The organism is Zobellella sp. An-6 (genome assembly GCF_052487945.1).
Genome location: NZ_CP199259.1, coordinates 2,146,222 through 2,168,904 on the forward strand (window position 1 = coordinate 2,146,222; position 22,683 = coordinate 2,168,904).

23 protein-coding genes are annotated in these 22,683 nt (G+C 64.0%); 4 read left to right on the plus strand and 19 right to left on the minus strand.

The window, feature by feature from the left end:
• Window positions 1–18: 18 nt before the first annotated feature.
• The 8 genes from fabF to yceD form a co-directional block, all read right to left on the minus strand.
• Window positions 19–1,260 (minus strand): beta-ketoacyl-ACP synthase II, encoded by a 1,242-nt coding sequence (gene fabF / locus ACT7DK_RS10015; protein WP_445398710.1) that lies wholly within the window; start codon window positions 1,258–1,260, stop codon window positions 19–21.
• Between the two features lie 72 nt (window positions 1,261–1,332).
• Window positions 1,333–1,569 (minus strand): acyl carrier protein, encoded by a 237-nt coding sequence (gene acpP / locus ACT7DK_RS10020; RefSeq protein WP_094040981.1) that lies wholly within the window; start codon window positions 1,567–1,569, stop codon window positions 1,333–1,335.
• 158 nt (window positions 1,570–1,727) lie between these two features.
• Entirely contained in the window at window positions 1,728–2,462 is a 735-nt protein-coding gene (fabG, locus tag ACT7DK_RS10025) for a 3-oxoacyl-ACP reductase FabG (protein ID WP_445398713.1), read from the minus strand.
• Window positions 2,463–2,641: 179 nt separating this feature from the next.
• Window positions 2,642–3,577 carry an ACP S-malonyltransferase gene (gene fabD, locus ACT7DK_RS10030; protein ID WP_445398715.1) on the minus strand — a complete coding sequence of 312 codons (936 nt, stop codon included), beginning with the start codon at window positions 3,575–3,577 and terminating at the stop codon, window positions 2,642–2,644.
• Between the two features lie 13 nt (window positions 3,578–3,590).
• A complete protein-coding gene (locus ACT7DK_RS10035) occupies window positions 3,591–4,550 on the minus strand; it encodes a beta-ketoacyl-ACP synthase III (protein WP_445398717.1) in 960 nt (319 codons plus the stop codon).
• A 5-nt stretch (window positions 4,551–4,555) separates the two neighbouring features.
• Window positions 4,556–5,566 (minus strand): phosphate acyltransferase PlsX, encoded by a 1,011-nt coding sequence (gene plsX / locus ACT7DK_RS10040; RefSeq protein ID WP_445398719.1) that lies wholly within the window; start codon window positions 5,564–5,566, stop codon window positions 4,556–4,558.
• 10 nt (window positions 5,567–5,576) lie between these two features.
• Entirely contained in the window at window positions 5,577–5,747 is a 171-nt protein-coding gene (rpmF, locus tag ACT7DK_RS10045) for a 50S ribosomal protein L32 (RefSeq protein ID WP_094040976.1), read from the minus strand.
• 21 nt (window positions 5,748–5,768) lie between these two features.
• Window positions 5,769–6,290 carry a 23S rRNA accumulation protein YceD gene (gene yceD / locus ACT7DK_RS10050; protein ID WP_445398721.1) on the minus strand — a complete coding sequence of 174 codons (522 nt, stop codon included), beginning with the start codon at window positions 6,288–6,290 and terminating at the stop codon, window positions 5,769–5,771.
• Window positions 6,291–6,438: 148 nt separating this feature from the next.
• On the opposite strand from yceD, the gene ACT7DK_RS10055 reads away from it, so the two are divergent.
• Window positions 6,439–7,017, plus strand: coding sequence for a Maf family protein (locus ACT7DK_RS10055; protein ID WP_445398723.1), 579 nt, complete (start codon window positions 6,439–6,441; stop codon window positions 7,015–7,017).
• A gap of 153 nt (window positions 7,018–7,170) precedes the next feature.
• Here the strand turns inward: ACT7DK_RS10055 and ACT7DK_RS10060 are convergent, their stop codons facing one another.
• Window positions 7,171–7,812 carry an HAD family hydrolase gene (locus ACT7DK_RS10060; protein WP_445398725.1) on the minus strand — a complete coding sequence of 214 codons (642 nt, stop codon included), beginning with the start codon at window positions 7,810–7,812 and terminating at the stop codon, window positions 7,171–7,173.
• Complete coding sequence (gene rluC, locus ACT7DK_RS10065) at window positions 7,809–8,759, minus strand: 23S rRNA pseudouridine(955/2504/2580) synthase RluC (protein WP_445398727.1); 951 nt, start codon at window positions 8,757–8,759, stop codon at window positions 7,809–7,811. Before rluC ends, ACT7DK_RS10060 begins: the two co-directional genes overlap by 4 nt.
• A 334-nt stretch (window positions 8,760–9,093) precedes the next feature.
• On the opposite strand from rluC, the gene rne reads away from it, so the two are divergent.
• Entirely contained in the window at window positions 9,094–12,099 is a 3,006-nt protein-coding gene (gene rne / locus ACT7DK_RS10070) for a ribonuclease E (RefSeq protein WP_445398729.1), read from the plus strand.
• Window positions 12,100–12,163: 64 nt separating this feature from the next.
• Here rne and ACT7DK_RS10075 read toward each other — a convergent pair whose 3' ends face one another.
• Entirely contained in the window at window positions 12,164–12,640 is a 477-nt protein-coding gene (locus ACT7DK_RS10075; RefSeq protein ID WP_445398731.1) for a low molecular weight protein-tyrosine-phosphatase, read from the minus strand.
• Window positions 12,641–12,920: 280 nt separating this feature from the next.
• On the opposite strand from ACT7DK_RS10075, the gene ACT7DK_RS10080 reads away from it, so the two are divergent.
• Window positions 12,921–13,109: a hypothetical protein gene (locus ACT7DK_RS10080; RefSeq protein ID WP_445398733.1), complete on the plus strand. Its 189-nt coding sequence runs from the start codon at window positions 12,921–12,923 to the stop codon at window positions 13,107–13,109.
• A gap of 73 nt (window positions 13,110–13,182) precedes the next feature.
• Window positions 13,183–13,827 (plus strand): glutathione S-transferase family protein, encoded by a 645-nt coding sequence (locus tag ACT7DK_RS10085; protein WP_445398735.1) that lies wholly within the window; start codon window positions 13,183–13,185, stop codon window positions 13,825–13,827.
• Between the two features lie 35 nt (window positions 13,828–13,862).
• Here the strand turns inward: ACT7DK_RS10085 and ACT7DK_RS10090 are convergent, their stop codons facing one another.
• The 8 genes from ACT7DK_RS10090 to ACT7DK_RS10125 form a co-directional block, all read right to left on the minus strand.
• Window positions 13,863–15,779, minus strand: a complete 1,917-nt coding sequence (locus ACT7DK_RS10090) for an AsmA family protein (protein ID WP_445398737.1) — start codon at window positions 15,777–15,779, stop codon at window positions 13,863–13,865.
• Between the two features lie 22 nt (window positions 15,780–15,801).
• Window positions 15,802–16,383, minus strand: a complete 582-nt coding sequence (gene dcd / locus ACT7DK_RS10095) for a dCTP deaminase (protein WP_094039755.1) — start codon at window positions 16,381–16,383, stop codon at window positions 15,802–15,804.
• A gap of 21 nt (window positions 16,384–16,404) precedes the next feature.
• Window positions 16,405–17,046, minus strand: a complete 642-nt coding sequence (udk, locus tag ACT7DK_RS10100; protein WP_445398740.1) for a uridine kinase — start codon at window positions 17,044–17,046, stop codon at window positions 16,405–16,407.
• Window positions 17,047–17,073: 27 nt separating this feature from the next.
• Window positions 17,074–18,147 carry an iron-sulfur cluster carrier protein ApbC gene (apbC, locus tag ACT7DK_RS10105; protein ID WP_445398742.1) on the minus strand — a complete coding sequence of 358 codons (1,074 nt, stop codon included), beginning with the start codon at window positions 18,145–18,147 and terminating at the stop codon, window positions 17,074–17,076.
• Window positions 18,148–18,249: 102 nt separating this feature from the next.
• Window positions 18,250–19,365 (minus strand): ABC transporter ATP-binding protein, encoded by a 1,116-nt coding sequence (locus ACT7DK_RS10110; protein ID WP_445398744.1) that lies wholly within the window; start codon window positions 19,363–19,365, stop codon window positions 18,250–18,252.
• Between the two features lie 204 nt (window positions 19,366–19,569).
• Window positions 19,570–20,433: a carbohydrate ABC transporter permease gene (locus ACT7DK_RS10115; RefSeq protein ID WP_445398746.1), complete on the minus strand. Its 864-nt coding sequence runs from the start codon at window positions 20,431–20,433 to the stop codon at window positions 19,570–19,572.
• Window positions 20,426–21,367, minus strand: a complete 942-nt coding sequence (locus ACT7DK_RS10120; RefSeq protein ID WP_445398748.1) for a carbohydrate ABC transporter permease — start codon at window positions 21,365–21,367, stop codon at window positions 20,426–20,428. Before ACT7DK_RS10120 ends, ACT7DK_RS10115 begins: the two co-directional genes overlap by 8 nt.
• 59 nt (window positions 21,368–21,426) lie before the next feature.
• A complete protein-coding gene (locus ACT7DK_RS10125) occupies window positions 21,427–22,680 on the minus strand; it encodes an ABC transporter substrate-binding protein (protein ID WP_445398750.1) in 1,254 nt (417 codons plus the stop codon).
• Window positions 22,681–22,683 lie beyond the last annotated feature (3 nt).

Below are 22,683 nucleotides of genomic sequence, written 5' to 3' on the forward strand. Positions count from 1 at the left end.
ACGTTGGCCAAGAGGCCATTATAAGCGCTTGAAAATCAATGAGCCATTGGTTCCGCCAAAACCGAAGGAGTTGGACAGCGCATACTCGAACTGGCCGGACTTGGCGGTGTGGGCCACCAGATCCAGATCGCATTCATCGTCCGGATTGTCCAGGTTGATGGTAGGCGGCACCATCTGCTCCTTAAGGGCCAAAACGGTAATGATGGCCTCGATGGCTCCGGCGGCGCCCAGCAGGTGGCCGGTCATGGACTTGGTGGAGCTGACCATCACCTTGTAGGCGTGGTCGCCGAACACCTTCTTCACCGCTTTCAGCTCGGCCACGTCTCCCAGGGGGGTGGAGGTGCCGTGGGCATTGATATAGCCGATGGCCTCGGGGGCGATGCCGGCATCGCGAATGGCATTGGCCATGGCGCTGGCGGCACCGCTACCGTCATCGGGCGGCGCCGTCATGTGGTGGGCGTCACCGCTCATGCCGAAACCGACCAGCTCGGCGTAGATCTTGGCACCGCGTGCCTTGGCGTGCTCGTACTCTTCGAGCATCATCACACCGGCGCCGTCGCCCAGCACGAAACCGTCCCGCTCCTTGTCCCAGGGGCGGCTGGCCTTATGGGGTTCATCGTTGCGGGTGGACAGGGCGCGGGCAGCGGCGAAGCCACCCATGCCCATGGGGGTGGAGGCTTTCTCGGTGCCGCCGGCCAGCATGGCGTCCGCATCGCCGTAGGCGATCATGCGCGCCGCCAGGCCGATGCTGTGGGTGCCCGTGGTACAGGCGGTGGTGGCCGCGATATTGGGACCGCGCAGCCCTTTCATGATCGACAGGTGACCGGACACCATATTGATGATGGTGGACGGCACGAAGAAAGGACTCAGCTTCCGGGGACCGCTGGCGATCAGGTTGCTGTGGTTCTGCTCGATAAGGCCCAAGCCACCGATGCCGGAACCGACAGAGACGCCAACGCGATCCGCATTGGCGTCGGTAATTTCAAGACCGGAGTCGGTCATTGCCTGCAAACCGGCCGCCACCCCGTACTGGATGAACAAGTCCATCTTGCGGGCTTCTTTCTTGGCGATGCCGTGCGCTTCGGGATCGAAGTCCTTGACCAGGCCTGCGAATTTGGTGCTGTAATCGGTAGTATCAAAGTGCTCAATGTTGGTGATGCCGCTTTGACCTGCCAACAGGGCCTGCCAGCTGGCATCGACCGAGTTACCGACAGGAGAGAGCATACCGAGGCCAGTCACCACGACTCTGCGTTTGGACACAGGAGCGTCTCCGAATGGGGTTAAAACGGGGAAAAGAACCGAAGCGGCGGCTGCCACTCCGGTACAGGTTTGTTATTCCTGATTGGCGTTGATGTAATCAATCGCGGCTTGAACGGTAGTGATCTTTTCCGCTTCTTCGTCAGGAATCTCGGTGTCGAACTCTTCTTCCAGAGCCATTACCAGTTCAACGGTGTCCAGGGAATCCGCGCCCAGATCATCAACGAAAGAGGCTTCGGGTTTGACTTCTTCTTCCTTAACGCCCAGTTGCTCAACAATGATTTTCTTTACGCGTTCTTCGATGTTGCTCATGACCAGTATTTTCCTTTAGAAATACGCAAGTGCGTGTCGTTGCGGTAGTGTATTAAATTGACCGTAGTTTGCAAGCCTATTTGAGGCTGGTCTAACCAGAATTTATGCTAAAAATGCAGCAAATTCCGTCAAATAGACACTAACTGCCGGGATTTTCATCATACCATGTACATGCCGCCGTTAACGTGCAGCGTTTCGCCGGTGATGTAGCCGGCGTCTTCCGACGCTAAAAAGGCAACAGCGGAGGCAATTTCTTTCGGGTCGCCCAGACGTTGTGCCGGAACCTGTGACAAGATAGCGGCTCGTTGCTCGTCATTCAATGCGCGCGTCATGTCAGTTTCAATAAATCCGGGAGCTACCACATTTACGGTGATACCGCGGGAGGCCACTTCCCGGCCCAGAGACTTGCTGAAGCCGATGAGTCCGGCCTTGGCGGCGGCATAGTTGGCCTGACCGGCGTTGCCCATGGTGCCCACGACGGAGCCGATGGTGATGATGCGGCCGAAGCGTTTTTTCATCATGGCGCGCAATACCGCCTTGGACAGACGGAATACCGAGGTCAGGTTGGTGTCCAGGATGTCCTGCCACTCCTCATCCTTCATCCGCATCATCAGGTTGTCGCGGGTGATGCCGGCATTGTTGACCAGAATGTCGATGTCGCCGTAACGCTGCTTGATGGTGTCCAGCAGTTGGTTCATGGACTCCGCATCGGTGACGTTCAGCACCAGGCCGGTACCTTTTTCACCCAGGTAGGCGCTGATCGCCTCGGCGCCCTTGTCGCTGGTGGCGGTGCCGATCACGGTGGCCCCCCGTTCGGCGAACAGTTCGGCGGTCGCCCGGCCGATACCCCGGCTGGCCCCGGTGACCAGCACCACTTTACCGGAAAAACTCATAATGACTCCTTTAAACCGTGGGGAGGATGGTGGCGAAAAACACGCCGACTCGCCGTAGACCCATCCCTGGGGCTCGACGGCGCCATCCATGGCGCCAACGGTCGGCCTGGTTCCTCTCCACCATCCCTTATCGCATTACGTCGCTTGCAGGAGCCGGGAAAGCCCGTCTCCGTACCTCATTAACCCTTGACGGCGGCCAGCGCCTGCTCCAGGCCGGCGTCGTCGTTCACCGCCAGGCCCTCGACCCGCTTGTCGATACGCTTGGCCAGGCCGGTCAGCACCTTGCCCGGGCCCACTTCCAGCGCCAGGGTCACGCCCTGCTCTGCCATGGCCGCCACCGTCTCGGTCCAGCGCACCGGGCTGTACAGCTGGCGCACCAACGCATCCTTGATGGCGACGGGATCGGTCTCGGCCCTGACGTCGACGTTGTTGATCACGGGCACGGCCGGCGCATTGAAATTCATCTCGGCCAGGGTCTCGGCCAGCTTTTCGGCCGCCGGACGCATCAGGGCGCAGTGGGAAGGCACGCTCACCGGTAGCGGCAGGGCGCGCTTGGCACCGCTTTCCTTCATCAGCGCATTGGCCCGCTCCACTGCCGCCTTGTGGCCGGCGATCACCACCTGCCCCGGGGAGTTGAAGTTGACCGCCGATACCACCTCGCCCTGCTCCGCCTTGGCACAGTTGGCGATGATGGTGTCGTTGTCCAGCCCGATGATGGCGGACATGGCGCCGGTGCCTTCGGGCACGGCATCCTGCATCAGTTGGCCGCGCAGCTCCACCAGCTTGACGCCGTCGGCCAGCGACAGCACGCCGGCGCAGACCAGGGCGGAGTATTCGCCCAGGCTGTGGCCGGCCATCACCGCCGGCACCGCCCCGCCCTGTTGTTGCCACAGCCGCCACAAGGCGACGGAAGCGGTCAGCAGTGCCGGCTGGGTACGCCAGGTCTTGTTCAGCTCTTCCGCCGGGCCGTTCAGCACCAGCTCCGCCAGATCGTAACCCAGGGCCTGGGAGGCCTCGGCGAAGGTCTGTTTGACGATATCATGCTCGGCCAGCACGCCCGCGAGCATGCCCACCGCCTGGGATCCCTGTCCGGGAAAGGTAATGGCAAAAGTCATGGTGTTTCCTTCTCTAATAACGAACCAGGGCCGAGCCCCAGGCAAAGCCGCCGCCGAAAGCTTCCAGCAGCACCAGGTGACCGCGCCGGATGCGGCCGTCGCGCACCCCTTCGTCGAGGGCGATGGGCACGCTGGCGGCGGAGGTATTGCCGTGCTTGTCGAGGGTCAGGATGACCCGCTCGAGCGGCATGTTCAGCTTGCGGGCGGTGGCATTGATGATGCGGTAGTTGGCCTGATGCGGTACCAGCCAGTCCAGTTCGGACTTGTCGATGCCATTGGCCTCCAGGGTCTGCACCACGATGTCGCTCAGCCGCGAGACCGCCACCTTGAACACCTCGTTGCCCTTCATGTGCATGTAGGCGTCCATTTCACTGCCGCTTACCCCGCGCTGACGCTGGGGCAGTTTCAGCAGTTCGCCATAGGCACCGTCGGCGTGCAGGTGGGTGGAGAGGATACCGGGCTCCTCGCTGGCCCCCAGCACCACGGCACCGGCGCCGTCGCCGAAGAGGATGATGGTCGAACGGTCGTCCGGCGCGCACATGCGCGACAGCGCATCGGCGCCGATCACCAGCACGTGGCGCACCTGGCCGTTGCGGATAAACTGATCGGCCACACTCAGGGCATAGCTGAAGCCGGCACAGGCGGCGGCGATGTCGAAGGCCGGGATGCCGGGCACCTCCAGCATGGCCTGCACCTCACAGGCGGCGGCCGGAAAGGCGTTGTCGGCACTGGTGGTGGCCAGCACTATCATGTCCAGTTGCCGGGCACTGATGCCGGCGGCTTCCAGGGCGCGCAGCGCGGCGCCATAGGACATGGTGGCGATGCTCTCTTCCGCCCCGGCGATGCGGCGCTCCCGGATACCGGTGCGCTCGACGATCCAGTCGTCGCTGGTCTCTACCATTTGCTCCAGGTCGGCATTGGTGCGTACCGCCTCTGGCAGGTAGCTGCCAGTTCCCAATATTCTACTGTTCATAGGCGTTATCTTGCGTGACTGTCCTGTGGGGCAGTGTCAAAACGATGCGCGATGCTTGCGGGCAGGTCATGTTCGATTTCGGCAACGGCCTGCAAGATCGCATTCAAGAAGGCGAGTGAACCGGCACTCCCGTGGCTCTTGACCACACTGGCGCGTAATCCTATCAGACTCGCGCCGTTATACTGGTCGGGGTTCAGATGGGAAAGTCGCCTTTTTAACCAAAAAGTCAATATTTTCCATAAGGGGCCACGCCGCTGCCCCAGCCCCAGCAACAGCCGGGCCACCCCCTCGCTGGTCTTGAGGGCCACGTTGCCGACGAAGCCGTCGCAGACGATGACGTCGGTCTTGCCGGCGAAGAGGTCGTCCCCCTCCACATAGCCGCAGTAGTGCAGGCCGGTGATGCCCTGCAGCCGCTGGGCGGCCTCGCGCACCACCTCGTTGCCCTTGTTGGCCTCGGCTCCCACGTTGAGCAGCGCTATGCGGGGCCGGTCGATATCGAGGGTGTGGCGCGCCGCCTGCTCGCCCATCAGCGCAAACTGGACCAGTTGGCCGGCATCGCAGCTGACGTTGGCCCCCACATCCAGCAGCAGGGCGTAGCCGCCACCGGCCTGAGGCAAGCGGGTGATCAGCGCCGGCCGGTCCACGCCCGGCAGGGTGTTGAGCACCTTGACCGCCATGGCCATCAGGGCACCGGTATTGCCGGCACTGACACAGGCCCGGGCCTGTCCCGACGCCAGGGCGTCGAGCGCCTTGCGCATGGAAGAATCGGTCAGATGGCGTAGGGCATAGGCCGCCTTGTGCTCGTTGCCCACCTGCTGGGAACAGAAATGCACGGTCACCCGGGGATGGGACTCCAGTCGGAAGCGCTGTAACCAGGAAGAAAGTTCCGCTTCCGGACCGAACAGGACCAGATGGAGGGTGGGCAGAAGCGACAGTGCCTGCGCGGCGGCAGGCACTGTGACAGGGGGGCCATGATCGCCCCCCATCATATCTAACGCAACGGTCAGCTGCGACAAAAGGCAACCCTTACTTGGCGATTACCTTTTTACCACGATAGAAACCGTCGGCGGTCACGTGGTGGCGACGATGGATTTCACCGGTGGTTTGATCCACAGACAGCGCAGCAGTGCTCAGGGCATCGTGTGAACGACGCATACCACGTCTGGAACGGGTTTTACGGTTCTGTTGTACGGCCATTTGACCTCACTCCTAAATCAGTTACTTACGTTTCAATTCTTCCAGAATCGCGAAAGGATTCGGACGCTCTTCGGTGGTGGGGATATCCCCGAAGCTCATATCGTACTTGCCTTCTGCGCAATGTTCATTCTCATGAACGGGCACCAGGGGCAGGTTGAGGATAAGTTCATCCTCCACGAGCTGAACCAAGTTGATTTCGCCAACTTCATCCACTTCGAAAGTGTCGTAGGCTTCCGGCAACTCCGGCGCCTCTGCATCTTCACGCAGGGGCGTGTATGTAAACTCGGACTCTATAGTGGTATCAAACGGCTCATTGCATCTTTGGCACTGGAGCGTCACCTGTGCGCGGGCCTGGCCCGACATCACGCGCAACCCCTGGGCATCTGTACCAAAGCTCAGAGACACGTCAATATCACCATGGATACCTTGGGTCGATTCCGCCAGTCTGGGCATCAGTACCGCGGCAAAGGCACCTTGATAATCAAGGCGCTTGAGCGCGCAGCGGACGGGATCAACCTTAATGGGCAACTTTACCTTTTCCATAAGGCGCGCATATTATAGCGACAAGTCACGGGAGTCAAAGGGAAAAACAGCCAGGCCGTCAATAACCCTCCGGGCATGACGGACTCGCCCCGGCACACTACAATGCGCCCCTGGTTCTTCTTTCATATTCACATCTGCAAGGTATCCCATGGCCGACCTTATCCTCGCTTCCTCCTCCCCTTACCGCCGGCAATTGCTGGGCAAGCTGGGACTGGACTTTCGCTGCCAGAGCCCGGATATCGACGAGACCCCTCTCCCCCATGAGCCGGCCGAGGCGCTGGTGCGCCGGCTGGCGGAGCAGAAGGCCCGGGCGGTGGCGGCCGGCTGCCCGCAAGGACTCATCATCGCTTCGGACCAGGTCTGTGTGCGGGACGGCCTCGTCCTGGGCAAACCCGGCACCCGGGAGCGGGCCCGGCAACAGCTGCTGGCGGCGGCCGGCCGCAAGCTGACCTTCTATACCGGCCTGGCCGTGCTGGATGCCGCCAGCGGTGACCTGCACAGCCTGGTGGAACCCTTCTCGGTGCAGTTCCGGCCCCTGAGCGAGGCTCAGGTGGAGCGCTACCTGGACAGGGAACCGGCCCTCGACTGCGCCGGTGCCTTCAAGTGCGAGGGCCTCGGCATCAGCCTGTTCGAACGGATGGAAGGCCGGGACCCCAACAGTCTGGTCGGCCTGCCGCTGATCGCCCTGGTGGAATTGCTGGACCGCTTCGGGGTGGATGTGCCCTGAGCGGGAAGCGGGAAGCGGGAAGCGGGAAGCGGGAAGCGGGAAGCGGGAAGCGGGAAGCGGGAAGCGGGAATAGTGGAACAGAGGCCCGGGTTGTCAAGCCCCCGGGCTGTGCTGGCTTCAGGCTGCCCGCTTACCGCCCCGTCGGCCGAACGGTCACAGCCAGCGCGGAAGCTGGCGGATATCGTCAATCAGGGTTAACGGTGCATGTTGGCATAATACATCCTGGCCATGAACGCCATAGGTGACACCGATCCTGTCCATGCCGATGGCCTCGGCCATGGCCAGATCGTAACTGGAGTCGCCCACCATCACCGCCTGGGCCGGCGTCAGCCGCAGCTCATCCAAAATCTGCTCCAGCATCAGCGGATGAGGTTTGGAGCGGGCCTGGTCCGCCCCGCGCAAGGCATGGAAATAGCGGCCCAGGCCGGTCTCCAGCAGAACCCGGTCCAGCCCTTCCCGGGCCTTGCCGGTAGCGACCGCCAGCCGGTAGCCGCTTTGGTGCAGGCCGGCGACGGTGTCGGCGGCGCCCTCGAACAGCGGCGAGGGCGTGCCGTTTAGCTCCAGGTAGTGACGGCGATAGGCCAACAGCAACGCCTCCGCCTCTTCCTCCGCCAGGGGGCCGAACAACAACGGAAAGGCCAGGCGCAGGCTCAGGCCGATGATATCGCGCACCGCGCCGGCTTCGGGCACCGGCAGCCCGCATTCAGCCGCCGCTGCCTGCATGCAGGCCACGATGCGCGCCACCGAATCCATCAGGGTGCCGTCCCAGTCGAAGATCACCAGCTCGTACTTCATGCCGGCTCCAGTTTGTTCAGCAAGCGCTGCAGGCTGGGCTCCAGGGGCGCTTCCAGGGTCAGGGTCTGCTCCAGCCGCGGATGGTAGAAGCGGATGCGGCAGGCATGGAGGAACAGGCGCTCCAGCCCCAGCTCGCGCATCTTGCCGTCGAACTGGGCATCCCCGTACTTGCTGTCGCCGGCGATGGGGTGGCCCGCGTGCAGACTGTGCACCCGGATCTGGTGAGTGCGGCCGGTTACCGGGCTGGCCTCCACCAGGGTTGCCTCCCGATAACGCCGGACGATGCGGTAGCGGGTTTCCGAGGGCTTGCCTTCTTTATCGACCCGCACGATACGCTCGCCAGAAGCCAGCACGTTTTTCCTGAGCGGCGCCGTCACCGCCTTCTGGTGCGGCTGCCACTGACCACGCACCAGGGCCAGGTAGTGCTTGTCCATGGTCTTGTCGCGCAGCTGTTCGTGCAGGCTTTTCAGCATGCTGCGCTTCTTGGCGATCAACAGGATGCCGGAGGTGTCCCGATCGAGCCGGTGCACCAATTCGAGGAAGCGCGCCTCGGGACGCAAGGCCCGCATGCCCTCGATCACTCCAAAGCTGAGTCCACTGCCGCCGTGCACCGCGGTCCCCGCCGGCTTGTTCAACACGATCAGGGCCTCGTCCTCATAAAGGACGGCCGTGTCCAGGGCCTGCACCTTGTCGAGCCGGGCCGAAGGCAGGGCCTCTTCCCGCTCCGCCACCCGCACCGGGGGCACCCGGACCAGGTCGCCGGCCAGCAGTTTGTATTCCGGTTTGATGCGCTTCTTGTTAACCCTTACCTCGCCCTTGCGCAGAATTCGATAAATCAGGCTTTTGGGAACGCCTTTAAGCTGAGTCCGTAAAAAGTTGTCGATGCGCTGCCCTTCATGCTCAGCCTCGATGGTGAGCAGCCGCACGTTTTGCTGTTCTGGTTTCATGGCCGCCATTCTAACATCAGCCCGGGCGCTTTTGCTGTAAAAAAGGCGCCTTGCTAAGGCTGTGGGTAAAGTGTGATAATACATGTGTTTTTCGCGCTTTCCGCAACCGGATGGCGCAGCCTGAATACCCTTGGTTATCCGTTTGATTCGCGACCTTTGGGCTCCCCCCTTTGACGTGATAGACACCTGAAAATGCGCCTCATGCGTATCCAGCCGGGAGGCTGTACCCGTTACGCTAACAGACTCGAGGCCGGTGCCGGTCGGAACCAAATGGCCAGCCGGGGGAATAACAACACTGTGACAACGGTCAAAACCTAATAAAAAAGAGTACTCAATGAAAAGAATGCTGATTAACGCGACCCAAGAAGAGGAGTTGCGTGTTGCCCTGGTGGACGGGCAAAAACTCTATGATCTGGATATCGAGAGCCCCGGCCACGAACAGAAAAAAGCCAACATCTACAAAGGCAAGATCACCCGGGTGGAACCCAGCCTGGAAGCCGCCTTCGTCGACTACGGTGCCGAACGCCACGGCTTCCTGCCCCTGAAAGAGATCGCCCGCAACTACTTCCCCCCCGGTTACAGCTATCAAGGCCGCCCCAACATCAAGGAAGTGGTGAAGGAAGGCCAGGAAGTCATCGTCCAGATCGACAAGGAAGAGCGCGGCAACAAGGGCGCGGCACTGACCACCTTTATCAGCCTGGCGGGCTCCTATCTGGTGCTGATGCCCAACAACCCCCGCGCCGGCGGCATTTCCCGCCGTATCGAGGGTGACGAGCGCACCGAATTGAAAGAAGCCCTGGCTCACCTCAAGCTGCCCGACGGCATGGGCCTTATCGTGCGCACCGCCGGTGTGGGCAAGTCCGGCGAGGAGCTGGAGTGGGATCTGAACGTGCTGCAGACCCACTGGGCCGCCATCCAGGAAGCCGCCGAAAGCCGCCCCGCCCCCTTCCTGATCCATCAGGAAAGCAACGTCATCGTGCGTGCCATCCGTGACTACCTGCGCCGGGATATCGGCGAGATCCTGATCGACAACCCCGTGGTATTCGAACGGGCCAAGCAGCACATCCAACTGGTGCGCCCCGACTTCATCAACAGGGTCAAGCTGTACGAGGGCGAGGTGCCCATGTTCAGCCACTACCAGATCGAGAGCCAGATCGAGTCCGCCTTCCAGCGGGAAGTACGGCTGCCTTCCGGCGGCAGCATTGTCATCGATCCGACCGAGGCGCTGACCAGCATCGACATCAACTCCTCCCGCGCCACCAAGGGCGGAGATATCGAGGAAACCGCGCTGCAGACCAACCTGGAAGCGGCGGAAGAGATCGCCCGCCAGCTGCGCCTGCGCGACCTGGGCGGCCTGGTGGTGATCGACTTTATCGACATGACCCCGGTGCGCCACCAGCGCGAGGTGGAAAACCGCCTGCGCGACGCCGTGCGCCAGGACAGGGCCCGCATCCAGCTGGGCCGCATCTCCCGTTTCGGCCTGCTGGAAATGTCCCGTCAGCGGCTGCGCCCCTCGCTGGGCGAGTCCAGCACCCACGTTTGCCCCCGCTGCCTGGGTCAGGGCACCATCCGCGACAACGAATCCCTGGCCCTGGCCATACTGCGCCTGATTGAAGAGGAAGCGCTCAAGGACAACACCGGCCAGATCCATGCTCAGGTGCCGGTGGACGTGGCCGCCTACCTGCTCAACGAGAAGCGCAAATCCATCGCCGGGCTGGAAAACCGCTACAAGGCAGACATCTTTATCATCCCCAACGAGCAGTTGGAAACCCCCCACTTTGACGTGACCCGGGTCCGTACCAATGACGTGGAAGAGGTCACCAGTTACGAGCTGAAGACCAGCGTCGACAAGCCGGTGTACAGTCCCCGCCAGAACCTGGGCGCGCCCCGCAGCGAGCAACCCGCCCTGCAGGGGTTTGCCGCGCCGGCACCGGCGCCGGTGCCCAGCCGTCCCGAGCCCGTCGATACGCCGGCAGCCACCCAACCCGGCCTGCTGAGCCGCCTGTTTTCGGCCCTGGCCAGCTGGTTCAAGGGGCCGGCCGAACCGGCCCAGAGCGAGCCGGTGCCGGCCGAAAAACCGGCCCGCCAGGCCCGTGGCAATGAGCGCCGCGAAAGAGGCGAGCGCCGCAGCAACCGCGGCAACCGCAAGCCACGGGATGAAGAGCGCGCCGGCAAGGCGCCGGCCGCCGAAGCCCAGGCCGAAGCCAAGACCGACAAGCCTCGCCGTGAACGGCGCAAGCCCCGCCGCGACCAGCAGCCCCAGGAGCGCGCCAAGCCGCAGCAGAAGGAAACCGCTGCCGTTGAACTGGCCCTGGTCGCCGCCCCGGCCCCGGTCCAGGAGCAAGAGCCGGAGCAGAAAGAGCAGGCAGTGGCCGAGCGTCGCCAGCGCCGGCAGATGCGCAAGAAGGTGCGTATCGAAGCAGAAGGCAGGGCTGCCGAGATCGCCGCGCCGACCGCCGAGCAGGAAACTGCCGCCTCGCCCCAGGACATGGAGCAGACCGAGCGCCGCCCGCGCCGCCAGCCCAAGCCCCGGGTAGAGGAAGTCGCCCGGGTTGAGGCCGAGGGTGCCGAGTCCGGCGAACCGTCACAGCCCCACCAGCGCAGCGCCATGCCCAAGCGCAAACGCATCAACGAAGACAGCCGGCGTCAACGTCGCCAGGAAAGCATCGCCGCCCTGATCGCCGAGCACGGGGAAGAAAAATGGGTCGCCCAGGAGACGCCGGAAGAGGTTACCGCCGAGACCGCGCCGTCAGCCCAGGCCCCGGTCGCCGAACCGCAGGCTGAGGAAGCCCGTCCGGCCGCCGAGGCCGTGGAGCCGGCCACCATCGAGGTCGAGCCAGCTCCCGTCGCCACCGAAGCGCAGGTCGAGCAGCAGGCCGCCCGTGCCGAAGCCCAACCCGCGATCGAGCCGGAGGCCGAGCCCGCCGAGGCAGCCACCCAGGAGGCGGCTGCCGTTCGGCACCAGGCGGAGCCGGAGTCTGAACCGGAGGTGGCCATCGAGCCGGAAGCAGCCATCGAGCCGGAAGTAGTCCAGCCTGCCGCCGTGGTTACCGAGCCGGCAAGCGCCGCAGCACAGGAGCCCGTAGCCCAGCCCGAGACCAAGGCGGCCGCCGTTCAGGACACCGCCCCGGTAAACGGCAAGGCCAGGGCCTCCGGCCTCTACCGGGCCGCCCGCCAGGCTTCGGCTCCCATGGCCAAGCCGCCGGTGGTGCCGGAAGTGCCCTACGTCAAACCGGACTATCCCCCCCTGGAGCGCCAGGCCATTGCCACCAGCGGCCGCCCGGCCGGCAGCCGCGCCGCCCGGAGTGTGGCCTCGGCCCCCATGGCCAAGCCGGAATAAGGCATTCAATCCAGTCACTAAAGGCTCCCTCGGGAGCCTTTTTAGTTTGGCTTGGCTGAGCCCCTTATCTTCCTTGCCGTTGCAGATGATCCAGCAAGCCGTCACAGGCCGACTCGATCAAATCCAGCACATGCTCGAAGCCCTGTTCGCCCCCATGGTAGGGATCCGGCACTTCCTGCTCGGGCTGGTGGGCAAAACTCAACAACAGCTTCACCTTGTGCTGGTGTCCGGGTGGGCAGGCTGCCCTGAGATCCGCCAGATTGCTGCGATCGGCGGCCAGGATCAGATCAAAGTCGCCAAAGTCCTCCGCCCTTATCTTGCGCGCCCGGATCCCGCTGAAGTCGTAGCCCCTCGTCTCCCCCGCCGCCCGGGAGCGGCCATCCGGAGCCGCCCCGCTGTGGTAGCCGATGGTGCCGGCCGAGTCGATCACCATCTCCAGTCCCGCTGCCCGTACCTTGTGGCGGAATACCGCTTCGGCGGTGGGCGAGCGGCAAATATTGCCCATGCACACGAACAAAACGCTGACTTTTTTTGTTTTCAATGGGTTGCACCTTATTCGAGGCTGTTTTCCGCCTGCAGTGAGCGATAAACAAACCGAGTATATTCAGTGGATTAGAAGTCATTTTGGGGAATAGTCGCGGAAAAAACAACCTGTTGCCACCGCCCACGACACGGACAGCCGCGCCCTTGTCGCTGGCACCAGATGCCGCGGTGTCGTCAATTCGGGCATATCCTTCATCCCCTGCTACACTTTTGCCTGGGCCAACGGAGGGAATACCATGAGGCATAGCAAACCAAGGACACAAGCCCAAGGCAGGGGTTTGGCGACCGCCGAGCCGGGACTGACTCGCCGCCTGGTACTGACCGGCCCGGACACAGGGCTGGCCGGCACGGTGAAAGTGATGGGAAGGGAGCTGGTGGCCTATGGGCTGACCTCTGCACAAGCCGAGGCGGTTGCCGAGGCTTACAGGGAGGAGCAGAAGCGGTCACCGCAGGGGACAATAAAATGATCTCTGCCCTTCCGGTCGGGCTCCCCTCCCCCGTCATGCGATGGCCGCTACCCGGGATACAGGAGCACCGAAGATGTTGAGACTGCATGGCCTCCCCCTGAGTAACTACTACAACATGGTCAAGCACAGCTTGCTGGAGAAGGGGCTGCCCTTCGAGGAGGCATTCCAGTTGCCCGCCAGGGAGCCCGGCTTCCTGGCCAGGAGCCCCATGGGCAAGATACCGGTGCTGGAAACGGAGCAGGGCTGGCTGAGCGAGTCCATCGCCATCATCGAATACCTGGAAGAGATCCAGGGCTCGCCGCGGCTGCTGCCGGTGGCTCCCTTCGAGCGGGCTCGGGTGCGGCAACTGGCGCTGATGGCCGAGCTGTATGTGGATGCCCCGGCCCGACGTCATCTGGAGCATGTGCTGTTTGGCCGGCCACGCTCGTCCCAGGCCTACCGGGAAGTGCCCGCCGAGCTGGAGCGAGGCATCGAGGCCATCAGGTCACAAGCGGCGGGCTACCCCTGGCTGATCGGTGCCCAGTTCAGCTATGCGGACATCTGCCTGTTCCATGCCCTGAGGCTGGCCAGCCTGGTGGGGGAGCGGGTATACCGCCGGGATCCCCTGGCCGATTATCCGGCCCTGTGCGCCTGGCGGGAGCGGATGATGGCGCGGGAATCCAGCCGGAAGGTGCTCGAGGAGCAACAGCAGGCACTGCTGCAGCTCCAGGGCGACTGAATAAGGATGAACGGGGTGGCGAGAGCCCCCCTATCTCAGAGTTTTAGCCGGTCCAGCAACCCGGGCAGGCGCTGCTGGAGTTCATCACCCAGCTCCTCGCCCAGCTTTTCGTTGAGCCGCTGTTGCAGCCGCTCGGCTTCCCGATCCACCTTGTCTCGCAGGTAGCGATCGAATACCTGCTGCATATCCAGGCCGTACTTCGGAGCCTGGTAGGTGCCGCTGATACGCACCGGCAAGGTGATGTTTTTAAGCTCGGCGAGCTCTTCTCCGTCCTGGCCCTTGAGGGTGCCGACGATGGCGGTGTCGAGCAACACATCCAGAGATTCATCGAGCAGGCTGGTCTCCCCCTGGCCCTGAATGCGCAGCAAGGGCGACGCCATCCTGAGGTTGTCGGTCGCCACCTTGCCGTCGCCGATGCGGAAATCGGCGGTCAGGGCGCTGAAATCGGTTTTCTGCACCGCCTCTTCCACCGGCAGCGGCTGCCCTTTCACCTGGGCATAGCCACGGCGGATCATGGCCGGGATATTGACCCCGTGCAGGGCACCGTCGGTTACCTTAAGCGAACTGTTGCCCTGAACCTGACGTTTGAGGGCGTCGGCGGAAAGACCCCGGCCACGCAAATCCACCACCAGGCTCGCTTCGCCCGCCAGGTAGTCGATATCCATGGCGGCGGCCAGCAACGCCCGGGCGTCGACCCCGGTCAGCTTCTTGTTCAGCCTGAATTGAACAGGACTGGTGTTGATGTCGAGCTCGCCGCTGGCTTCAATCTTTCCCTCGTAAAGCCGGGCTTCCACCTCATCGAGCTTCAGCCTGCCCCGGTCGAGCCGTATCATCAGGGTCAGTTGCTCCAGCTCCAGGCCTTTGGCCAGCACCTTGTCGGCGCTCAGGCTGCCCTCGACAGCGAGCCCCTTGAGGAAGGACAGATCCGGCTCACGCTCGGCCACCGAGGCGGGCAAGGCCGCACCGGAAGCCGTACCGGAGGTCGGGGCGCTGTCCGGCTGCAGCCGCCATTCGGCCAGCAAGGCGTCCATATCCAGCAGCGGCGTGGCCAGGGTGAAATGGATGACCGGGATATCCTGCTGCTGTACCGACAGCGCACCGGACAGCTCCAGAACGCCCAGCTGCAACGCCATCTCGCTGAACTCCGCCCTCTTCTGCTCCAGATCATAGGCCAGCTCGCCACTCAGGCGCAGTTGCTTGGTGCCGGGAATGGCCCGGCCGGTGGCGTCCACCGCCAGTTGCAGGCCCTCCAGGCGCAGCCGATCGAAGCCCGGAGCCAGCCACAACCGGCCACCGGCATCGAGGCTGGCCTGCACTTCGTCGCTGAACAGGTTGCCGGAGAGGCTGAGCGGCACCGACTCGCCGGGAGCGAAGGCATCCAGGGTGAGGTTGACCCGGTTCAGCCGGGTCAGCCGATTGTTCGCCTCGTTCTGGAGCACCACTTCGGCGTCGGTCACGCGTATTCCCGCCAGGCTGATGCTCATGGGCCGGCGCTCGTCTTCCCGCTCCTGCCCCTCGGGCTGCCCGGCGCCCGCCTCGGCCGGCGCCTCCCGCCCGGACAGGCCGCGCAGATCGTCGAGATTGGACACCCCGTCGGCCCGGGTGATCAGGTGCAGGCGGGCGTTGTTCAGCACCATCTCCCCAATTTCGAGCCGATTGTCGAACAGTGGTCGCAGCGCCACATCCAGGCTCACCTCGCCGATGGCGAGGGTGGGCCCTTCCGGGAAGCCGGGCGGGTTGAGCAGGGCGGTGTTGCCCAGGGTGAAGCCGATGGAGGGGAAGAAGCGCCAGTGCAAGTCGCCCTCTATCACCAGGGTACGGCCGGTCTTTTCCCGGGTCTGCTCGATCAGCACCCGTTTGACCCGCTCGGTGTCCACCAGTTGGGTCAGTGCCACCAGCGCCAGCATCAGTAACAAGAGCAGGGCGCCCAGCCCGTACAGCCACTTTTTCATTGTTGTTGTCCCGTGTTGAGGTTCAGTCCTGGTTGATCCGGCTGGCGTCCGCTCCCTTCTGGGCCTTGTACTTGGCACTGGCGCGGCTCATGTAGGGCCGCTCCGCCGGTCCCGACATGGTCTCGAAATTGAGCGCGCCGATCACCATCTTGGGCCGCAGTGCCAGCGGCAGCTTGCCGCTGTTGTAGAACTCCAGCACGATGCGCCCGGACCAGCCCGGATCGATGCGGTGGGCGGTGACATGCACCATGAGCCCGAGGCGAGCCAGGGAGGAGCGGCCATCCAGCCAGCCGACGATGTCATCGGGAAGGGTAACAGACTCATGCGTTACCGCCAGTGCCAATTCCCCCGGATGCAGGAAAAAGGCCTCGCCGTCGTTGATGAAGATCTCGTCGCTCATCACCCGGTTGATGGCCTCGGACACCTGGGCGCTGGGGCCGCTCAGATCGATGTAGGGGGCGGTATGATCCTGGAACACCCGGAACTCGTTGCCGAGCAGCACGTCCACGCTCACTCCGCTGATCCGCTCGGGCAGGGGCTCGGGGGTGATGCGGATGCGGCCTTCGGCCAGGTAACGCTTGATATCACGGTCGCACAGACGCATGAAGACTCCTTGATTCGGTGATTAATCCATCAGCAGGTGACGGATGCGGGACTTGATCATGTCGGTGGCGATGCGGTTCTTGCCGCCGCGCGGCACTATCACGTCCGCATGCTGCTTGGACGGCTCGATAAACTGCAAAAACATGGGCCGCACCGTGTCCCGGTATTGTTGCAATACCGACTCCATGGAGCGGCCCCGCTCTTCCACGTCCCGCTGCAGCCGGCGGATCAGGCAGATGTCCAATGGGGTATCCATAAAGATGGTGGCGTCCATCAGCTCGCGCAGCACCGGATCCGTGAGCAGCAGTATGCCTTCGAGGATGATCACCTTCTTCGGCAGGAAGTGGATGGTCTCGGAGGTGCGGGTATGGGCCACGTAGGAATACTGGGGGATGTCCACCGCCTCGCCCCGGCTGAGGGCGCGCAACTGCTCGGCCAGCAGCTCGTGATCCAGGGCCCGGGGATGGTCGTAGTTGGTCTTTATCCGCTCTTCCATGGTCAGGTGGCCCTGATCCCGGTAATAGCAATCCTCGCTGATCACCCCGATCTCGGCGGCATCCAGCTCCGCCATCAGCTCGTTGTAAATGGTCTGGGCAATCAAGCTCTTGCCCGAGGCGGATGCACCGGCGATGCCGATGATCACACAGCTGCGCTGTTCTGACATTCTGTTACCTGAAAAATGAAAAAAGGTTCACACCAGCCGGGTATAGAGGCTGGTGGGAATGGTCTTGCCGGTAAAGTAGAGGTCGGCGGCTACCCGGGCGGCGATGTCCAGATAGGCCCGGGCAATATGCCCCTCGGGCTCGGCCTCGACCGTGGGCGTCCCCCGGTCCATCTGCCGGCAGAGGTTCGCATCCAGCGGCAACTGGCCGAGCAGGGGCACCTGGTGCTCGGTCGATACCCGCACCCCGCCCCCTTCGCCGAACAGGGCTTCCCGGTGGCCGCAGGCGCCGCACTGGTGGTAGCTCATGTTCTCGATCACCCCCAGCACCGGAATATTGACCTTGCGGAACATATTGATGCCCTTGACCGCGTCGGCCAGGGCCACGTTCTGGGGCGTGGTCACCACCAGGGCCGCCGTGGTGGGCACCTGCTGGGCGATGGTTATCTGGATGTCGCCGGTGCCCGGGGGCAGGTCCACCACCAGGTAGTCGAGCTCGCCCCAGCGGGTCTCGCGCAGGATCTGCGACAGCGCCTTGCTGGCCATGGGTCCCCGCCAGATGGTGGCGTCGTCCGCCGCGACCAGAAAGCCGATGCTGTTGGCCTTGAGGCCGTGGGCCTCGATGGGGCTCATGGTCTTGCCGTCGTCGCTCTCCGGCCGGGCGTCGGCCACGCCCAGCATCAGCGGGATGGACGGTCCGTAGACGTCCGCGTCCAGGATACCGACCCGGGCTCCCTGGCGCTTGAGCGCCAGCGCCAGGTTGACCGCGGTGGTGGACTTGCCCACCCCGCCCTTGCCGGAGGAAACGGCGATGATATTGCGCACCCCGGCCACGCCCTGGACCTCGTTGGCCCGCGCCAGGGTGGCCACGTCGACGCGCAGTTGCCAGCGCACCGACCGAGCGCCGCTCAGGGCGCACAGCTCGGCGTCCAGGCCGTGCAGCGCCGTTTCCACCGTCAGCTCGGCGAAGGGCAGCACCAGGCTGATGACCAGTTCGTCCCGCTCGAGCGCGATGCCGCGCACAAAACCGGCACTGACCGGATCCTGAGCCCAGTGCGGCGGCCTGAATTGCGCGAGCCGGGCGCTAATCTGTTCGTTGTTCATGCTGTTTGGCCTGATAGGGAATACGCCCTGCACTCTACCAAAAAGCCCGGGCCGGCGAAACGCCGGCCCGGGTCGTAAAGGGGATTAGATACGTCGAAGGGCCTACAGCAACCGCTGCTCGGTCGCCGGGTCGAACAACACTGCCTTGCCCATGTCCACCATCAGCTCCATCGGCTCGCCGGCCCGGCCCGCCTCGGCCGGGTGCACCCGGCAGTTGATGCCCTGGCCGTTGAGCTGCACCTCCACCAGGGTATCGGGCCCGGTCGGCTCCACCACTTCCAGCCGCGCCCGGAAGCGGCACACCTGCGCCAGCCCTTGCTGATGGGGGATCACCTGGGTCAGGTGCTCGGGACGGATGCCCAGCACCACCTCCTGGCCCAGCCGCCCGGTCAGGCCGCGGGTATCCGGCCCCAGGGGGAAGACGAAGGCCTCGCCGTCGCCGTTGAGCACCTGCACCCCCAGCCCCTGCTCGCCCGCCACCAGCTCGCCGCAGAGGAAGTTCATCGCCGGCGAGCCCATAAAGCCGGCCACGAACATGTTCACCGGGTTCTCGTAGATCTCCCGCGGCGTACCGAACTGCTGGACGATGCCGTCCTTCATCACCGCGATGCGGTCCGCCAGGGTCATGGCCTCTATCTGATCGTGGGTCACATAGACGATGGTGGTGCCCAGGCGCTGGTGCAGCTTCTTGATCTCGGTGCGCATCTCCACCCGCAGCTTGGCGTCCAGGTTGCTGAGCGGCTCGTCGAACAGGTAGATCTTGGGCCGGCGCGCCAGCGCCCGCCCCATCGCCACCCGCTGGCGCTGGCCGCCGCTGAGCTGGGACGGCTTGCGATCGAGCAGGTGGCTTATCTGCAACAGCTCCGCCACCCGCTGCACCTCCTGCTCCCGCTCGGCCCTGGGCACCTTGCGGATCTCCAGGCCGAAGGCGATGTTGTCGCGCACCGTCATGCTCGGGTAGAGCGCATAGGACTGGAACACCATGGCGATGTCCCTGTCCTTGGGCTGCAGCCCGGTGACCACCCGCTCGCCGATGCGGATATCGCCGGACGTCACCTCCTCCAGCCCGGCGATGGCGTTCATCAGGGTCGACTTGCCGCAGCCGGAAGGCCCCACCAGGATCAGGAACTCCCCGTCCTTGATTTCGATATCGATGCCCTTGAGCACATGGGTATCGCCAAAACTTTTCTTTACGTTCTCAATTGCCAATGCTGCCATGATGGCGTCCTCTTCAATATATTGCCGCGTCGCCATGGTGGACAGACAACGCCCTAGTCGGGTGACGGTCAAAGGGAGCGGCTACGCCGACCGTGACATGCCAGGGATGGCATGTCCGAGCCCCCATGGATGGGTTTACGGCGTGTCGGCGGAGCTGTCCCTTTGGCCGGTGCGCCGCCATTTCCTGTCACCCATGCCGCTTCATCATCCCTTCACCGCGCCGGCGGTCAGGCCGCGCACGAAATACTTGCCCGCCAGCACATACACCAGCAGGGTCGGCAGCGCCGCTATCATCGCCGCCGCCATGTCCACGTTGTACTCCTTCACCCCGGTCGAACTGTTCACCAGGTTGTTCAGCGCCACCGTGACCGGCTGGGTATTGCCGCCGGAATACACCACCCCGAACAGGAAATCGTTCCACACCTGGGTGAACTGCCAGATGACGGTCACCACAAAGATGGGCGCCGACACCGGCAGAATGATGCGCCAGTAGATGCGAAAGAAACCGGCCCCGTCGATGCGCGCCGCGCTCACCAGCTCGGTCGGCACCGCCACGTAGAAATTGCGGAAAAACAGGGTGGTAAAGGCCATGCCGTAAACCACGTGCACGAACACCAGGCCCGGGATGGTGTTGGCCAGCCCCAGCCAGCCCAGGGTCTGGGCCATGGGCAGTATCACCACCTGGAAGGGAATGAAGCAGCCCAGCAGCATGGCGCCGAAGAAAAAGTCCGAGCCCCGGAACCGCCACTTGGTCAGCACATAGCCGTTGAGGGAGCCGAGCAGGGTGGAGATCAGTACCGCCGGCACCGTGATGGCGAAGGAATTCCAGAAGTAGGGCTGCACCCCCGCGCAGCTCACCCCGGTGCAGGCGCTCCCCCAGGCCTTGGACCAGGCCTCCAGCACCCACAGCTCCGGCAGCGCCAGCAGGTTGCCGCCGCGGATGTCCGCCATGCTCTTGAACGAGGTCAGCACCATCACCAGCAGCGGCAACAGGTAGAACAGCACCGCCAGGCCCAGCACGCCATACAGCAGCCCCCGGGCGACGGGATTGGCAGCGGTTTTAACCATGACGTTTCCCCCTCAGTTCGGAATACAGATAAGGCACCAGTATCGCCAGCACCACCCCCAGCATCATCACCGCGCTGGCCGAGCCCAGGCCCATCTGGCCGCGGCTGAAGGCAGTGGTGTACATAAAGGTGGCCGGCAGATCGGTGGCATAGCCGGGGCCGCCGCCGGTCAGCGCCATCACCAGATCGAAGCTCTTGATGGCGATGTGGGAGAGGATGATAAAGGCGCTGAAGAACACCGGCCGCAGATAGGGCAGAATGATGCGCCGGTAGATAGTGAACAGGCCGGCGCCGTCGAGCTGGGCCGCCTTGATGATGTCGTCGTCCACCCCGCGCAGGCCGGCCAGGAACAGCGCCATCACGAAACCCGACGACTGCCAGACGGCGGCGATCACCAGGGTGTAGATGGCCATGTCCGGATTGACCAGCCAGTCGAAGGTGAAGGACTCGAAGCCCCAGTCCCGCATCAGCTTCTCCAGTCCCAGCCCCGGGTTCAGCACCCATTTCCAGGCGGTGCCGGTCACGATGAAGGACAGCGCCATCGGATAGAGGAAGACGGTGCGGATGGCGCCCTCGGCGCGGATCTGCTGATCCAGCAGCACCGCCAGCAGCACCCCGATGGCGAGGCAGATCAGGATGAAGAGCCCGCCGAAGAGCAGGATATTGAGCGAAGCCACGCTCCAGCGTTCGTTGTCCAGCAGCCGCTGGTACTGCAGCCAGCCCACGAAGTCGTACTTGGGCAGGAAACGGGACGAGGTGAAGGACAGCAGCACCGTCCAGGCCACGAAGCCGTAGACGAACAGCACAGTGGTGATCATGGTCGGCCCCAGCACCAGTCTGGGCAGCCAGCGCTGCAGCCGGTCCGCCGTGCCGGCGCCGGCGCGGACAGGGGCCGCTCCCCGCGGCAGGGCCCGGGTCATGGAATACTTGGTCATGTCAAATCCCTGAGATAAGACCGGAAGACGACGGGCGGGCAAGGGCCCGCCCGTCGGGCTCAGATGGCGACCTTGACCGCCCGGGCCATCTGCCGGGCCGCGTCCTCGGCGCTCATGGAGGCGCTGTTGAAGTAGTTGGTCACCACGTCATAGATGGCGCCCTGGATGGCGGAGCTGGTGGCCATGCCGTGGGCCATGCTCGGCACCAGGGTATCCTGCTCGGCGGTGCGCACGAAGTCGTCCATCGACAGGTGGGCACAGCTGTCGAACTTGTCCCGGGGCAGGCCGGTGCGGGCGGGAATGGAGCCCTTGTTGAGGTTGAAGGTTTCCTGGAAGGTCGGCTCCATGATGAGGCGTGCCAGATCCTTCTGGGCCTGGATGTCGTCGTCATCGCGCTGCTCGAACATGGCGAAGCTGTCGATGTTGAAGGTAAAGGCATCCTGGGTGTCGGGCGCGGCCACGCACAGGTAGTCCTGGCCCGCCACCTTGCCGGCGGCGCTGAATTCGCCCTTGGCCCAGTCGCCCATCACCTGCATGGCGGCGTCTCCGTTGATCACCATGGCGGTGGCGATGTTCCAGTCCCGGCCCGGGGCATCGGCGTCGATATAGTCGTGCAGTTGCTTGAACAGGGACAGCACCTCCACCATCTGCGGGCCGGACAGGGTGGCGTCGTCATGCTCGACCAGGGCCTTGCGGTAGAAGTCGACCCCGCCCTTGCCCAGGGCCACCGCCTCGAACAGGGTGGCGTCCTGCCAGGCCTGGCCGCCGTGGGCCAGGGGGGTGACACCGGCCGCCTTCAGCTGGTCGGCCACGGTGATGAATTCGTCCCAGCTGGTGGGCACCGCTACCCCGACCCGCTCGAACACCGCCGGGTTGGCCCACAGCCAGTTGACCCGGTGCACGTTCACCGGCACCGCCACATAGTGGCCGTCGTGGCGCATCACGTCCGCCACCACCTCGGGCAGCAGCTCGTCCCAGCCGCCCTGGCGGGCCACCGTTTCCAGGTTGGCGAGGAACCCCAGCTCGGCCCACTCCTGGATGTCCGGTCCCTTGATCTGGGCGGCGCTGGGCGGGTTGCCGGACACGGCGCGGGACTTGAGCACCGTCATGGCGCTCTCGCCGCCGCCGCCCGCCACCGCGAAGTCTTCCCAGCCGTGGCCTTCCGCCTCCAGCAGCTCCTTGAGCACGGCCGCCGACTTGGCTTCGCCGCCCGAGGTCCAGAAGTGCAGCACTTCCACGCTGCCCGCCCAGGCCGACGGGGCCAGCATACCGCCTAACATCACACCGAGAATGGATTTCCGTAACTGTTTCATTGG